This window comes from Streptomyces sp. NPDC057445 (assembly GCF_042802855.1).
Classification (GTDB): Bacteria; Actinomycetota; Actinomycetes; order Streptomycetales; family Streptomycetaceae; genus Streptomyces.
The window spans coordinates 326,381-341,047 of record NZ_JBHVDH010000003.1; the positions used below are offsets into that span (position 1 = coordinate 326,381).

Below are 14,667 nucleotides of genomic sequence, written 5' to 3' on the forward strand. Positions count from 1 at the left end.
GCGACAGGGGTGGATCCGATGAGCGATCCGATGACGACGCAGGACCTCGATTCCCGGCTGGAGCAGTACCGGAAGGAGCTGACCGGCTACTGCTATCGCATGCTGGGCTCCGCCTTCGAGGCGGAGGACGCCGTCCAGGACACGATGGTGCGCGCCTGGAAGAGCTTCGAGAAGTTCGAGGGGAGATCGTCCCTGCGCTCGTGGCTGTACCGCATCGCGACGAACGTCTGTCTCGACATGCTGAACGCGGGCAATCGCCGGGCCCGCCCGATGGACCTGTCCGCCGCCACACCGGTGGCCCGGGCCCAGCTCAACGCCCGTCCGGAAGTCACCTGGCTGGAGCCGGTGCCGGACGGGCGCGTGCTGCCGTCGGTGGCCGATCCGGCCGACCGGGCCGTCGAGCGGGAGACCGTCCGGCTGGCGTTCGTCGCGGCGCTGCAGCACCTGCCGCCCAGGCAGCGTGCCGTGCTCATCCTGCGCGAGGTGCTGGCCTGGAAGGCCGCCGAGGTCGCCGAGCTGCTGGGCACTTCCGTCGCCTCGGTCAACAGCGCGCTGCAGCGGGCCCGCGCCACCCTCGCGGATTCCGCGCCCACCGAGTCGGACCCCGCCGATCCGCTCGACGAACAGCAGCAGCGGCTGCTGGAGCGCTATGTCGCGGCCTTCGAGGGGTACGACATGAAGGCGCTGACCGCGCTGCTCCACGAGGACGCGACGATGTCCATGCCGCCGTACGACCTGTGGCTGCGGGGCCATGACGACATCGTGGGCTGGATGCTCGGCGTCGGTGAGGTCTGCCGCGGGTCCAGGCTGGTCCCGACCGTGGCCAACGGCTCTCCGGCCTTCGCGCAGTACCACCCGAGCGAGTCCGGTGACGGCTATGAGCCATGGGCGCTCATCGTCCTGGAGATCAAGGGCGGCAAGGTCGGCGGAATGGACTTCTTCCTGGACACCAAGCGCTGGTTCCCGCTGTTCGGGCTGCCCGAGCGGCTCAGCACGGAGGACTGACGGCTCCTGGGCGGCGGCCCTGGCCGACCTCGTCACCGAGGCCGACGAGGTCGAGCAGCCCGGTCAGCTCCGGTCCGGCGTTCCGCAGCCGCAGGTCCCGTCCGAGGCGCCGGGCCGTGAGCCGCAGGCGGGCGATGGCATCGACGGCGGTGAGGTCGGCAACGGTGAGTCCGGCGGCGTCGCAGATGACCTCACCGGGGCCTGCGTCGGTGTCGCCGCGTGCCCGCAACTGTGCGCACAGCAGGGGCACATCGGCCGGGGTGATCCGGCCGATGAGCTCGAGAACGAGGGGTTGCCGCGTGCTGTCCACATGGATCTGACCGGCGGGGCGGCGACAACTCATCGCCGACGACGGGGATCGGCGGACAAGTCAGCCGACAGGGAAGACGCTGGTGTCGACTGTCAGGTCGAACGGGTCGGGAAGTGTGATTTCCTCGCCGAACTTCACGGCCCGCAGGAGGCGGTACACGTCACCGTTCGGCTCCCCGTAGAGAGTGACGGTCGGGCCGCCAGGAGCCCATCGGTCGATCAACAGATAGAGGGGGATCCCGGCCTGGGCACAGCCTGCCGCCTTCTTGATCCGGTCGGTGCCGGCATTGGACTTCGAAGTGATCTCGACGACGAGCTCGGCGCCCGCAGCAGGGACGAAGTTGCCTCCCTCGCTCTCCAGAACCGCCTTCGGAACCACTGCCAGGTCCGGGATGTACAGGCTGTCGCGCGAGGGCAGAGCAGTACCCAGGGTCGGGTACACGCCCCAGTCCCGGGGAACCACGGTGTACAGCAGCCGATGGACGGTGTCGGCGATGTCGTCATGGGCATTGGACGGCGGTGGTGCCACGGTGATGAGTCCCTCGATGATCTCCACCTTGCAGCCCTCGGGCCAGTCCTTCTCCTCCCAGAGACGGACAAGGTCGTCCCAGCCCTGACCAGGCTCGGGCTCGACGCTGAGTGCGCTCACGGCGGTCTCCTCTGTCGGTGCGTCACCGATCCCAGCATGCCGAACGGGACCGGTGGGGGTCCACCGGTCCCGTTCACCCGAAAGAAGCCACTGGCATATGCCAAGCGACGCGCGGGCAGGTCAGGCGATGCGGTCCAGGACGATCGGGGTCGCCTTGAACTCCGTGTCCGACGAGGCGATGTCGAACGCGCCCTCCAGGGACTTCAGGGCGTACTCGAACTTCTCCGGGGTGTCCGTGTGCAGGGTCAGCAGGCGCTGGCCCGCGGTCACCGGCTCGCCGGGCTTGGCGTGGATCTCGACGCCCGCGCCCGCCTGGACCGGGTCCTCCTTGCGGGCGCGGCCCGCACCGAGGCGCCAGGCGGCGACGCCGACGTCGTACGCGTCGAGGCGGGTGAGGACGCCCGACGACGGGGCGGTGATCACGTGCTGCTCGCGGGCGACGGGGAGCTCGGCGTCCGGGTCTCCGCCCTGCGCCGCGATCATGCGCCGCCAGACGTCCATGGCGGAGCCGTCGGCGAGGGCCTTCGCCGGGTCGGCGTCCTTGATGCCGGCCGCGACGAGCATCTCCTGGGCGAGTGCCACGGTGAGGTCGATGACGTCCTGGGGGCCACCGCCGGCCAGGACCTCGACGGACTCACGGACCTCGAGGGCGTTGCCCGCGGTGAGGCCGAGCGGGGTGGACATGTCGGTGAGCAGGGCGACCGTCTTCACACCGGAATCGGTGCCCAGGCCGACCATCGTGGAGGCCAGTTCGCGGGCGTCCTCGATGGTCTTCATGAAGGCGCCGGAGCCGACCTTGACGTCCAGGACCAGCGAGCCCGTGCCCTCGGCGATCTTCTTCGACATGATCGAGGAGGCGATGAGCGGGATGGCCTCGACGGTGCCGGTGACGTCCCGGAGCGCGTAGAGCTTCTTGTCGGCGGGGGCCAGACCGTCACCGGCCGCGCAGATGACGGCACCGGTCGTGTCGAGGACGTTCAGCATCTCCTCGTTGGAGAGCAGCGCCCGCCAGCCGGGGATGGACTCCAGCTTGTCGAGGGTGCCGCCGGTGTGGCCGAGACCGCGGCCGGACAGCTGCGGCACGGCCGCGCCGCAGGCGGCGACGAGAGGTGCCAGCGGCAGCGTGATCTTGTCGCCGACGCCGCCGGTGGAGTGCTTGTCGGCGGTCGGGCGCGACAGCGAGGAGAAGTCCATGCGCTCGCCGGACGCGATCATCGCCGCGGTCCAGCGCGCGATCTCCGCACGGTTCATACCGTTGAGCAGGATCGCCATGGCCAGCGCCGACATCTGCTCGTCGGCGACCTCGCCGCGGGTGTAGGCGTCGATCACCCAGTCGATCTGATCGGGGGTGAGCTCGCCTCGGTCGCGCTTGGTGCGGATGACGGAGATGACGTCCATGTGCTTCGGGGGTCCTTCCGGGTACGAACCAGGTGGTACGAGAGTGGTGCGGCCCCTCCGCCATGGGAGCGGAGGGGCCGCGGGTCTAGCCGAGTTTCTCCGGGCCGAGCTGCTCGGGGCCGAAGGCCTGGGGAAGCATCTCGTCGAGCGTGAGGATGCCCGCCGCGGTCTCCAGCAGCAGGCCGGGCCCGCCGAACTCGTACAGCAGCTGACGGCAGCGGCCACACGGCATCAGTACGTCGCCGTTGCCGTCCACGCAGGTGAAGTGCGTGAGCCGGCCGCCGCCGGTCGCCTGCAGCTGCGAGACGAGACCGCACTCGGCGCACAGCGACAGCCCGTACGAGGCGTTCTCGACGTTGCAGCCGGTGACCGTGCGGCCGTCGTCGACCAGAGCCGCCGCGCCGACCGGGAAGCCCGAGTACGGGGCGTACGCATGGGACATCGCGTCCCGCGCGGCCTCGCGCAGGGCCTCCCAGGCGGCGGCGTCGTCGGCCGGGGCGGACGTCACTTGCCCTGGCCCTTCTTGTACGGCAGGCCGTCCGCCTTGGGCATCCGCAGCCGTTGCGCCGACAGCGCGAGCACCAGCAGCGTGGTGACGTACGGCGCGGCGTCGACGAACTGGCTCGGCAGGGTGGTGGTCAGCGAGTACCAGGCGAACAGCAGGGCGGAGACGCCCAGGCAGATCGCGGCCTGCCAGTGCTTCTTCTTGTACAGCTGCCACGCGAAGACGAGCACGAGCAGGATCGCCAGGAGCAGCAGCATGGCGTGGACGTTCTCGGCGCCGCCGCGCAGCTTGAGGCTGTCGGTGAAGCCGAAGAGCCCGGCGCCGAGCGCGAGGCCGCCCGGCCTCCAGTTGCCGAAGATCATCGCGGCGAGACCGATGTAGCCGCGGCCGCCGGTCTGGCCCTCCTGGTAGATGCCCGTGGAGACGATGGCGAGGAAGGCACCACCGAGACCGGCCAGCCCGCCGGAGACGATCACCGCGATGTACTTGTACTTGTAGACGTTTACGCCGAGCGACTCCGCCGCCACGGGGTTCTCACCGCAGGACCGCAGCCGCAGACCGAAGGCGGTGCGCCACAGGACCCACCAGGTCGCGGGAACGAGCAGGATCGCGACGACGGTCAGCACGGACAGGTTGGTGACGAGACCGCCGACCACGCCCGCGAGGTCGGAGACGAAGAACCAGTGCTTGGCCTGGAGGTCGGCCAGTGCTTCCGACAGACCTGGGACGGTGATGTCGGCGATCGACTCGATGCGCGGGGACTGCTTCGAGGAGCCGCCCTCCGCCTCGGCGAAGGTGAAGTCCGACAGATAGCGGGTGACGCCGACGGCGAGGATGTTGATGGCCACACCGGAGACGATGTGGTTGACGTTGAACGTCACCGTCATGATCGCGTGCAGCAGACCGCCGATCGCGCCACCGACGATACCCAGCAGGACACCGGTCCACGGGCCCCACTGGTAGCCGGCCCAGGCGCCGAACCAGGTGCCGAGGATCATCATTCCCTCAAGACCGATGTTGACCACACCGGCCCGCTCTGCCCACAGACCGCCGAGACCGGCGAGACCGATCGGCACCGCGAGCTGGAGGGCGCCGGAGACCTGACCGACGGAGGTGAGGTCGTTGGCGCCGCTGATCACGCGCACCAGCGAGAACAGCGCCAGGCCGCCCGCGATCATCAGCATGATGACGGGCAGGGACATCTTGCGGCGTCCGCCGCCCTTCTTCGGCGCGGTAGCCGCGGCCGAAACAGTGCTCGTGGACTCGCTCATGCCGTCCTCATCTCGTTCTCCCCCAGAGCAGGCGCCTGAGTGGTGCCCCCATCTCCGCCCGCGCGGCGCAGAGGCGCGGCATTCGTGGTCGGCTGCGGCCCGGCGGCCTTGCGTACGTCGCTCACAGGACGACCCCTTCCTTGTTCTTGCGGGCCTGGGCGGCAAGCTCCTCGCCGACCTTCTGCTGCTGGCGGCGGAGCCCGTACTGGCGGACGAGTTCGTACGACACGACAACGGCGATCACGATCAGGCCCTGCATGATCATGGAGATCTCCTTCGGATAGCCCTCGAGGCCGAGGCCTTCCGCGGTCTTCTCCAGGAAGGAGATGAGCAGGGCGGCGAAGAAGATGCCGAGCGGGCTGTTGCGGCCCAGCAGCGCGATGGTGATGGCGGTGAAGCCGACACCTACAGGGAAACTCAGGCTGTAGGTGTGGGTCTGGCCCAGCAGCATCGGCATACCCGACAGACCCGCGACCGCGCCGGAGATCAGCATGGCGGTCATGACCATCTTCTTGGCGTTGACACCGCTCGCCTGGGCGGCGGACTGGCTGGCGCCGGTGGCCCGCAGGTCGAAGCCGAAGCGGGTGCGGTTGAGCACGAACCAGTAGACGACGCCGAGCGCGAAGGCGATGAAGGTGAAGCCGTAGATCTGGCCGCCTTCGAGCTCCAGGCCGGGGAACCAGCCCGATTCGGCGATCTCGCCGGTGGTCAGGTCGTTGGAGCCCTTCAGCTGCTCACCGAAGTTGGCGGGCAGGATCATCCACGCGATGAGGCTGGTCGCGATGGCGTTCAGCATGATCGTGGAGACGACCTCGCTCACCCCGCGGGTGGTCTTCAGGACGCCCGCGATACCCGCCCAGAGCGCGCCCACGGCCATGGCCACGAACACGATCAGCAGGATGTGCAGCGGACCCGGAAGCTCGACCGCGGCACCCACGACGGCCGACAGCATGACCGCGAGGCGGTACTGGCCGTCGACGCCGATGTTGAACAGGTTCATCCGGAAGCCGATGGCAACGGCGAGGGCGGCGAGGTAGTAGATGCCGGCCTGGTTGATGACGAGCACCTGCACGTCGGTGTACTCGATCTGCTCGACCATCAGCGCGTACGGCTCGAAGGGGTCGAGGCCCGAGAGGAGGAGTACCCCCGAGGTGAGCAGGAAGGCCACGATCAGGGCGAGCAGCGGGCCGGCGATGCCGAGGAGCAGCCGGTCCTTGTCGAACTTCTTCATCGGCCCTCACCGTTCTCGTTGTGCTCAAGGTGGCCGGCGGCGGCGCCGGTCATGGCCGAGCCCAGCTCCTCCGGGGTGATGGTGGCGGGGTCGGCGTCGGCGACCAGCCGGCCGCGGTACATCACCCGCAGGGTGTCGGAGAGCCCGATGAGCTCGTCCAGGTCGGCGGAGATCAGCAGGACCGCCAGGCCCTCGCGGCGCGCCTCGCGGATCTGGTCCCAGATCTGCGCCTGCGCGCCGACGTCGACTCCGCGGGTGGGGTGGGCGGCGATGAGCAGCTTGGGCGCGTGGCTCATCTCGCGGCCGACGATCAGCTTCTGCTGGTTGCCGCCGGAGAGGGAGGCCGCGGTGACCTCGATGCCGGGAGTACGGACGTCGTACTCGCGGACGATCCGCTCGGTGTCCTTGCGGGCGGCCTTGATGTCGAGCAGGCCCTTGCGACTGTTGGGGCGCTCGGTGACATGACCGAGGATGCGGTTCTCCCAGAGGGGGGACTCCAGCAGCAGGCCGTGCCGGTGGCGGTCCTCGGGGATGTAACCGATTCCGCCTTCGCGGCGCTTGCGGGTCGGCGTGTGCGAGATGTCGCCGCCGTCGAGGGTGATCACACCGCCGTCGGGGTCGCGCATGCCCATCAGGGCCTCGATGAGCTCGGTCTGGCCGTTGCCCTCGACGCCCGCGATGCCCATGACCTCACCCTTGTGAATGGTGAAGTTGATGCCGGCGAGGACCTCACGGACGACGCCGTCGGGGTCGGTCTCGGCCAGCCGCAGGTTGTTCACGTCGAGCATCGGCACGGTGGTGACCGTCGACTCGCGGGTCTCCGGCGAGGGCAGCTCACTGCCGACCATCAGCTCGGCGAGCTGCTTGGGCGTGGTGGTGCGGGGGTCGGCGGTGCCCACCGTCGTGCCGCGGCGGATGACCGTGATGTCGTCGGCGACCGACAGCACCTCACCCAGCTTGTGGGAGATGAAGATGACGGTGAGGCCCTCGGCCTTGAGCTCGCGCAGGTTGGCGAAGAGGGCGTCGACCTCCTGCGGGACCAGCACGGCGGTCGGCTCGTCGAGGATCAGGGTGCGGGCGCCGCGGTACAGGACCTTGAGGATCTCCACGCGCTGGCGGTCGGCGACGCCGAGCTGCTCGACCAGGACGTCGGGGCGGATGTTCAGCCCGTACGCGTCCGAGATCTCCTTGATCTTCTTACGGGCCTTGGCCCCGATGCCGTACAGCTTCTCGCCGCCGAGAACGACGTTCTCCAGCACGGTGAGGTTGTCGGCCAGCATGAAGTGCTGGTGGACCATGCCGATGCCGGTGGCGATGGCATCGGCCGGGCTGTGGAAGCTGACCTGGCGACCGTCGATGGTGATGGTGCCCTCGTCCGGCTTCTGCATGCCGTAGAGGATCTTCATCAGGGTCGACTTGCCGGCACCGTTCTCACCGACGAGGGCATGGACGGTGCCCTTGCGGATGGTGATGTCGATGTCGTGGTTGGCAACGACGCCGGGGAAGCGCTTGGTGATGCCGCGCAGTGCTACAGCCGGCGGCGTTGACGGACTGGACGCGTTGATGACGCACTCTCCTTGGCGAGGAGCGAGGGAGGGCAGGGCGGGGGGCTGTCGCGAGCAGGGGGGTGGGGCGAAGTTATCGCGCCAAAGAGGGTTCTACGCGCGTAGCGATATCAAATAAGGAAAACCTGTGGCCAGAACCTGACCCCGGGTCCGGAGGGGCTGTTTTCCAGCCACTCTCCGGACCCGCGGGCCCTGGTCCCGGCGATGCGGTTACGGAGCGGTCTTGACCTTGATCGTACCGGCGATGATCCCGGCCTTGGCCTTCTCGACCGCGGCGACCACGTCGGTCATCTTGGTGAAGGCCGGGTTGGAGGTCGCCAGGCCCACGCCGTCCTTGTCGAGGCCGTAGCGGATCTCACCGCTCTGCGGCTTGCCGTCCTTGACCGACTTGATCAGGTTGTAGACAGCGCCCGAGACATCCTTGGTCACCGAGGTGAGGATGTACTCCTTGTAGGCCGCGAGGCCCTTCTGGTTGTACTGGTCCGAGTCGACGCCGATGGCCCACTTCTTCTTCTTGGCGGCGGCCTCGATCGAGCCCGAGCCGGCGAGACCGGCGGCGGCGTAGATCACGTCGGCACCCGCGTCGAGCTGACCCTCGGCGGCGGCCTTGCCCAGGTCCGGCTTCGAGAAGCCACCGAAGTCCGGCGGCTGGGTCAGGTACTGGACCTTGACGTTGACATTCTTGTTGGTGTCCTTGACGCCCTGGACGAAGCCCGCCTCGAACTTCTTGATCAGCGGGGTCTCGACACCGCCGATGAAGCCGACGGTGTTGGACTTGGTCACCTTGGCGGCGGCGACGCCGGCCAGGTAGGAACCCTGCTCCTCGTTGAAGACGAGGTTGGCGATGTTCTTGCCGGTCTTCGAGGTGTCGTCGATGAGGCCGAAGGTGGTCTTCGGGAACTTCGGCGCGACCGCGGCGATGGCCGGGGCGTAGGAGAAGCCGACGCCGATCACCGGGTTGTTGCCGGCGCGGGCCAGCGACGTGAGGCGCTGGATCTTGTCAGGATCGGCCTCACCCTCGCTGGGCTCGGCCTCGGTGCCCTTGACACCGAGGTCCTTCTCGGCCTTCTCCAGACCGGCGTAGGCGGCGTCGTTGAACGACTGGTCGCCACGGCCACCGATGTCATAGGCGATGGCGGTCTTGACGCCGCCCTTGTCCGAGCCAGCCTCGGAAGACTTCTTGCCGCCACACGCGGTGGCGGACAGTGCGAGAGCCGTGGTTGCGATGCCCACGGTGGCGATCCTGGTGATCCGGCGCACTGGGACGCTCCTTTAAACCTGACCGAAAGCGCCACTTCCGGCGCTGGTTTTCCGGCGATCGTAACGCGCGTAGATGTCAGGTAAAGACGTGTTCGACAGCCGTTATCGGATCGTCGCGAAGGACGAACGTCAGATGAACTGTCCGATTACGAACGGTGGCCGTCCAGCAGGGCAGCGGCGGTGAACAATTCCACGCCAACGCGGATGGCCTCCTCGTCCACATCGAAATCCCCCCTGTGCAGGTCAAGCCTTGCACTCGACCCCGGCGGGCGCACTCCCAGCCTGGCCATCGCGCCCGGAACATGCTCCAGGTACCAGGAGAAGTCCTCGCCTCCCAGGCTCTGCTCGGTGTCCTCGACGGCGAGCTCTCCACGGCGTGCGGCGTGCGCGTTGTAGAGGAGCTCGGTCACGACCGGGTCGTTGACGACGGGCGGGACCCCTCGGACGTAGTTGATCTGCGACTTGGCGCGGTGCAGCGTCGCGACCTCGTCGATCGCGGCATGCACCAGGTCGGGGGCCTCGCGCCACGCATGCAGATCCAGGCAGCGGACGGTGCCGGAGAGCTCGGCGCGCTGCGGAATGACGTTGCAGGCGTGGCCGGACTCGATCCGGCCCCAGGTGAGCGCGAGCCCGGCGCGGGCGTCGATGCGACGGGCCAGCAGTGCGGGGACCTCGGTGACGACCTTGGCGGCGGCGGTGACCAGGTCGGTGGTGAGGTGGGGGCGGGCGGTGTGGCCGCCGGGGCCGTCGAGGGTGACCTCCAGCCGGTCGCAGGCGGAGGTGATGGGCCCGACACGCAGTCCGATCCGGCCCGCGTCCACCCGGGGGTCGCAGTGCACCGCGACGATCCGGCCCACTCCCTCCAGGACGCCGTGCTCGATGGCGTCGGCCGCGCCGCCGGGGAGCACCTCCTCGGCGGGCTGGAAGATCAGTCGCACGGCGCCCGGCAGCAGTCCCTGCCGGTCCAGGTCGGCGAGGACCAGTCCGGCGCCGAGCACGGTGGCGGTGTGAACGTCGTGGCCGCAGGCGTGGGCGCGGTCCGGCACGGTCGAGCGGTACGGCACGCCCGTCTTCGTGTCCGGGATGGGCAGGGCGTCGATGTCGGCGCGCAGCGCGAACTTGGGACGGATCCCGTCCCAGGTGCCGATGTCGCACACGAGTCCCGTGCCGCCTGCGAGCACCTGAGGGCGCAGACCTGCGGCCTCCAGCCGGGCCTTGAGCGCGGCGGTCGTACGGAACTCCTGGTTGCCGAGCTCCGGGTGCATATGCAAGTCCCGGCGGAAGTTGATCAGTTCCGTGCACAGGGCATCGGACAGCGTGCCGGGCAGCACGGCTTCACCGGGGAGATCGGCGTCGGGCTCGCGGGACATCAACTGGTTCACCCGTTGAAGAGTAGGCCCCCTCAAGGCCCAACTAACTCGAGATCAACAAAAGTTCAGCCCGATAGGGGAAAGAAAACGCGCCTGACGACGCATGGCTGTTGGCCGGTGTGGGTAACCTCACCTGTCTTTGACCACGATATGGACAACCGGGCGCGCTGTCTCGCCGGGGACGGCCGTTGGGGCGGGGTACGCACCGGCCCCACGGGGCGTCCTGCGGCCGGCCGCAGGACGGGCCGGGACGCGGAGTCCCGCCCGGCGCCCGCGCAGCACGCAACTTCCGGTGGCCCCCCGAAGCTCCGGGCCGGGGGCGCCGCGGGCCTGGTCCCGCCCGTGTCTCCCCTGCACCGGAGGCTTAGGCCCTGCCTGCTGCCGGACACCCCTCCGGACGGGCCCGCGGCGCCCCCGGGCTTCGTCGTGGACGTACCCGGCGGCGGTGGTCCCTCAGCCGCTCGGGCACGGCTGCCCCCACCCGGGCGGCGTCGGGCGGTCGGCGACTCCGGCGCGCACTGCCCCGGACCTCCGGTGGGCATCCCCGGACGACCGTCGAGAGGAAGCCCCCGTGACACCGCGGACCGCACGCCCATGGCGCTACCGGAGGTCCGCTCCACACCTGCCCGCAGCGCCCCCGGTGGTGCCCCCAGGCGGGCGGGGTCGGCGAAGTCGGCCGCGTATGTCCCGTCAGCAGCGGGGCGATCTTCCTCGGCCTCCGGCCGGTCGGCGCCCTCACCGCCCCGCGATGCACCGCACCGCCCCGCACCGGAAGCCGCGCGGGCCGGTACTCGCAGATCGCCCGGACAGGGCCTACGCGGGAGCGGCGAGCCTGTGGACGTCCCGGGCCGTGCCGGTGACTCCCGCAAGGAAGCCCTGGGCCCGCGGAGAGGCGGTATCCCTGAGCCACTCGGGCGAGATGTCGCACACCGCGACCTTGATCCCCGTACCCGCGAGCGCCAGCGGCAGGGTGTGTACGACGGTCGAGGGGAAACTCAGGACCGTACGTCCGATGGGTCCCCGCCTCGCGATCAGCTCCAGCGGCAGATCGGGCCGGACGATCTCCAGCCCGGTGCGGGCGGCGAGCCTGTGCAGTTTGTCCGGGCTCTCGCGGCGGTGCGCGAAGTAGCGGGTCGCGCCGTGCTCGGCGGCGAGTGCGGCGACCGCCTCCTCGTACTGGCCGGGGTCGACCACACCTGTCTCGACGAGGGAGGTGCCGACCAGGTCGGCGCCCCGGGTGAGTCGCGGCGGGCCGAACCGGGAGCGGGTCCACGCGAAGGTGTTGGCGGTCACCGTGATCCCGGCAGGGGCCTCCACCGGCATGGAGGTGAAGACCTCGACCTCCCGGGAGCGCGACGGTGAGAGCCGGCGGCGCGCGGCGGCGGAGACCGGTGCGAGCACCAGCTCGCGCGCTCCCCGCCGCCCGCGCCGGTGCCAGCGCACCAGGCGCTCGCCCCTGGCCACCTGGGAGACGTACTCCATGGTGGCCGTGCCGTCGTCGACGACCGTCAGGTCCTTCGTCCCCACCAGCGTCAGCAACAGCTGCACATAGCGGGAGAACGGGTCGCCTATGACGACCCGCCGCGACCTGCGCAGCAGCGGAGCCAGCTCCCGGACGGTCCGCAGGGGCGCGCCGGCACCGCCGCGCGCCTCCTGCCAGCGGACCGCGAAGCCTTCGTCGCGGGCGAGCTCGGCCATGCGGCGCAGCTGACCGCGCGACATGGGGTCGGTGGGCGACAGGACGACCACGGTGAGCTCCCGTCCCGTCCGGCCGTTCCCGCCCATGACCGTGCCGAGCGGCTGTGCCGGGATGCTCGGCAGCGGTTCGGCCGGGCTGATGTGTGCCCACTCCAGGACGTTCAGCAGCTGGACCGGGCTCTCGACGAAGGCGAGGTCCATGGTCGTCAGACCGTGACCGCTTCGGCCTGCTCGGCCTGCTCCGCGACGACGCCCGCGACGCGGCGGAGCTTCTTCATCGGCGCGAGCTCGGACTCGTACACCTTCTTGACGCCGTCACCGAGGGCGGCCTCGATGGTGCGGATGTCGCGGACGAGGCGCTGCAGACCGCCGGGCTCGACGGAGGCGGCCTGGTCGGAGCCCCACATGGCGCGGTCGAGGGTGATGTGGCGCTCGACGAACGCGGCGCCGAGGGCGACGGCGGCGAGCGTGGTCTGCAGGCCGGTCTCGTGGCCGGAGTAGCCGATCGGGACGTTCGGGTACTCCTGCTGAAGGGTGTTGATCACGCGCAGGTTGAGCTCCTCGGCCTTGGCCGGGTAGGTCGACGTGGCGTGGCAGAGCAGGATGTTGTCGCTGCCGAGGACCTCGACGGCGTGACGGATCTGCTTCGGCGTCGACATACCCGTGGAGAGGATGACCGTCTTGCCGGTGGCGCGCAGGGCGCGCAGCAGCTCGTCGTCCGTCAGGGACGCGGAGGCGACCTTGTGCGCCGGGACGTCGAACTTCTCCAGGAAAGTGACGGCCTCGGTGTCCCACGGGGACGCGAACCAGTCGATGCCGCGCTTCTTGCAGTGCTCGTCGATGGCGCGGTACTCGTCCTCGCCGAACTCCACGCGGTGGCGGTAGTCGATGTAGGTCATCCGGCCCCAGGGCGTGTCGCGCTCGATGTCCCACTGGTCGCGCGGGGTGCAGATCTCCGGGGTGCGCTTCTGGAACTTGACCGCGTCACAGCCGGCGTCGGCGGCGGCGTCGATCAGCGCGATCGCGTTGTCCAGGTCGCCGTTGTGGTTGATGCCGATCTCGCCGGTGACGTAGACGGGGTTGCCGGGGCCCGCGGTCTTGCTGCCGAGGGTGCGCAGACGGGAGTTCATGAGGGCTTCCTTACACATTGGGGGTGTTGAGGGAGGGACCGAGGAGCCAGGTGGCGATCTCACGGATCGCGCCGGCACCACCCGGGGTGGTGGTGACGGCGCGGGCGGCGGCACGCACGGAGTCGTGCGCGCTCGCGACGGCCACGGGCCAGCCGACGAGCCCGAAGCAGGGCAGGTCGTTGACGTCGTTGCCGGCGTAGAGGACCCGCTCGGGCGCGACCGCGTGCTCCTCGCACCACTCCTTGAGGGCGAGGTCCTTGCGGTCGATGCCGTGCAGAACGGGGATGTCGAGTTTCCGGGCGCGCGCGGCGACCACGGGGTTCTTCTCGGTGGAGAGGATCAGCAGCTTCAGCCCGGCGCGGCGGAGCGCGGCGATGCCGAGTCCGTCACCGCGGTGCACGGCGACGACCTCGCGGCCGTCGGAGTCGACGAGGACGCGGTCGTCGGTCTGGGTGCCGTCGAAGTCGAGGACCACGGCGTCGACGTCCGCCTGCGTCGGCAGGGTTGCCGGGTCGAGCAGCGGCGCGAGGGCACGGGCGCGGGCCAGGTCGTGGGGGTCGTCGATCTCCAGCACCCGTGCGGGGTCGGTCTCGACGAGGGCGGTCCGCCCGAAGAAGCGGTGGCCGTGGGTGCGGAAGCCGCGGGCCTCCATCGCGTACGCGGCGCCGGTCTCCAGGAAGTCCTCCGGCCGGTCCTGACGGCGGGGGCGGAAGGACTTGTCGTGGTTGACGCCCTGGCCGTCCTCCACCGCGCCGTCGGCGGCGGTGTCCGCGATGGTGTCCCCGACGGGGATCCGGCGCCAGACGAAGGCGTGGAACGGGGCGACCGTGACCGCTGTGTCCGCGCCGTCGTCGATGACCGCAGAGGCGACACCGTCGACGTCCTCGCTGGTCAGGAAGGGGCTCGTGCACTGGACGAGCAGGACCACATCGGCCGGGCTGCCGTGGGCCGCCTCGTGGGCGTCCATCGCGTGGAGCACCGCGGACTCGCTGGTCGCGGTGTCGCCCGCGATGGCCGCCGGCCGCTGGACGCAGTGCACTCGGCCGGCAGCGTCGAGGGCGCTGCCCGCCGCGCGGGCGGCGTCCGCGATCGCGTCGTCGTCGGTGGAGACCAGGACGTGCGTGACGAGCCTCGCGCCGAGGCAGGCGCGCACGGCGCGGGCGACGAGCGGGATGCCGCCGACCTGCGCGAGGTTCTTCGCGGGAACGCCCTTGGAGCCGCCGCGGGCTGGGATCACGGCGAGGACGGTGGACATGGCGGATCGCTCCTTCGGGGG

13 protein-coding genes are annotated in these 14,667 nt (G+C 70.0%); 1 reads left to right on the top strand and 12 read right to left on the bottom strand.

From position 1 onward, the window contains the following. Positions 1-18: 18 nt before the first annotated feature. Positions 19-1,005: a sigma-70 family RNA polymerase sigma factor gene (locus tag ACFU5O_RS09440; protein WP_384238357.1), complete on the top strand. Its 987-nt coding sequence runs from the start codon at positions 19-21 to the stop codon at positions 1,003-1,005. On the opposite strand, the gene ACFU5O_RS09445 is transcribed toward ACFU5O_RS09440, so the two are convergent. The 12 genes from ACFU5O_RS09445 to ACFU5O_RS09500 form a co-directional block, all read right to left on the bottom strand. Continuing rightward, positions 989-1,348, bottom strand: coding sequence for an STAS domain-containing protein (locus ACFU5O_RS09445; RefSeq protein WP_384238359.1), 360 nt, complete (start codon positions 1,346-1,348; stop codon positions 989-991). The genes ACFU5O_RS09440 and ACFU5O_RS09445 overlap by 17 nt on opposite strands. 27 nt (positions 1,349-1,375) lie before the next feature. Next, on the bottom strand, positions 1,376-1,963 hold the full coding sequence (locus ACFU5O_RS09450; RefSeq protein ID WP_384238361.1) for a Uma2 family endonuclease: 588 nt from the start codon (positions 1,961-1,963) through the stop codon (positions 1,376-1,378). Positions 1,964-2,083: 120 nt separating this feature from the next. Beyond that, positions 2,084-3,361: a thymidine phosphorylase gene (locus ACFU5O_RS09455; protein ID WP_384238363.1), complete on the bottom strand. Its 1,278-nt coding sequence runs from the start codon at positions 3,359-3,361 to the stop codon at positions 2,084-2,086. An 85-nt stretch (positions 3,362-3,446) separates the two neighbouring features. Further along, a complete protein-coding gene (locus ACFU5O_RS09460; RefSeq protein ID WP_384238365.1) occupies positions 3,447-3,869 on the bottom strand; it encodes a cytidine deaminase in 423 nt (140 codons plus the stop codon). After that, a complete protein-coding gene (locus ACFU5O_RS09465; RefSeq protein ID WP_384238367.1) occupies positions 3,866-5,137 on the bottom strand; it encodes an ABC transporter permease in 1,272 nt (423 codons plus the stop codon). The genes ACFU5O_RS09460 and ACFU5O_RS09465 overlap by 4 nt, the downstream gene beginning before the upstream one ends. Positions 5,138-5,258: 121 nt before the next feature. After that, positions 5,259-6,368, bottom strand: coding sequence for an ABC transporter permease (locus ACFU5O_RS09470; RefSeq protein WP_384238368.1), 1,110 nt, complete (start codon positions 6,366-6,368; stop codon positions 5,259-5,261). Further along, on the bottom strand, positions 6,365-7,933 hold the full coding sequence (locus ACFU5O_RS09475) for an ABC transporter ATP-binding protein (RefSeq protein ID WP_384238943.1): 1,569 nt from the start codon (positions 7,931-7,933) through the stop codon (positions 6,365-6,367). The genes ACFU5O_RS09470 and ACFU5O_RS09475 overlap by 4 nt, the downstream gene beginning before the upstream one ends. Before the next feature lie 210 nt (positions 7,934-8,143). Then, positions 8,144-9,193: a BMP family protein gene (locus tag ACFU5O_RS09480; RefSeq protein ID WP_384238370.1), complete on the bottom strand. Its 1,050-nt coding sequence runs from the start codon at positions 9,191-9,193 to the stop codon at positions 8,144-8,146. A 146-nt stretch (positions 9,194-9,339) separates the two neighbouring features. Beyond that, positions 9,340-10,563 (bottom strand): amidohydrolase, encoded by a 1,224-nt coding sequence (locus tag ACFU5O_RS09485; protein ID WP_384238945.1) that lies wholly within the window; start codon positions 10,561-10,563, stop codon positions 9,340-9,342. A gap of 813 nt (positions 10,564-11,376) precedes the next feature. Beyond that, positions 11,377-12,462 (bottom strand): hypothetical protein, encoded by a 1,086-nt coding sequence (locus tag ACFU5O_RS09490; RefSeq protein WP_384238372.1) that lies wholly within the window; start codon positions 12,460-12,462, stop codon positions 11,377-11,379. Between the two features lie 5 nt (positions 12,463-12,467). Next, positions 12,468-13,391 (bottom strand): N-acetylneuraminate synthase family protein, encoded by a 924-nt coding sequence (locus ACFU5O_RS09495; RefSeq protein WP_384238374.1) that lies wholly within the window; start codon positions 13,389-13,391, stop codon positions 12,468-12,470. Positions 13,392-13,401: 10 nt separating this feature from the next. Further along, entirely contained in the window at positions 13,402-14,646 is a 1,245-nt protein-coding gene (locus tag ACFU5O_RS09500) for a cytidylyltransferase domain-containing protein (protein ID WP_384238375.1), read from the bottom strand. Between the last annotated feature and the right edge of the window lie 21 nt (positions 14,647-14,667).

Excerpts from the sequence above, each read along its gene's own strand:
- ACFU5O_RS09465 (WP_384238367.1), bottom strand. The coding sequence starts at position 5,137 with ATGAGCGAGTCCACGAGCACTGTTTCGGCCGCGGCTACCGCGCCGAAG.
- ACFU5O_RS09490 (WP_384238372.1), bottom strand. The coding sequence starts at position 12,462 with ATGGACCTCGCCTTCGTCGAGAGCCCGGTCCAGCTGCTGAACGTCCTG.
- ACFU5O_RS09470 (WP_384238368.1), bottom strand. The coding sequence starts at position 6,368 with ATGAAGAAGTTCGACAAGGACCGGCTGCTCCTCGGCATCGCCGGCCCG.
- ACFU5O_RS09440 (WP_384238357.1), top strand. The coding sequence starts at position 19 with ATGAGCGATCCGATGACGACGCAGGACCTCGATTCCCGGCTGGAGCAG.
- ACFU5O_RS09445 (WP_384238359.1), bottom strand. The coding sequence starts at position 1,348 with ATGAGTTGTCGCCGCCCCGCCGGTCAGATCCATGTGGACAGCACGCGG.
- ACFU5O_RS09485 (WP_384238945.1), bottom strand. The coding sequence starts at position 10,563 with ATGTCCCGCGAGCCCGACGCCGATCTCCCCGGTGAAGCCGTGCTGCCC.
- ACFU5O_RS09495 (WP_384238374.1), bottom strand. The coding sequence starts at position 13,391 with ATGAACTCCCGTCTGCGCACCCTCGGCAGCAAGACCGCGGGCCCCGGC.
- ACFU5O_RS09500 (WP_384238375.1), bottom strand. The coding sequence starts at position 14,646 with ATGTCCACCGTCCTCGCCGTGATCCCAGCCCGCGGCGGCTCCAAGGGC.
- ACFU5O_RS09455 (WP_384238363.1), bottom strand. The coding sequence starts at position 3,361 with ATGGACGTCATCTCCGTCATCCGCACCAAGCGCGACCGAGGCGAGCTC.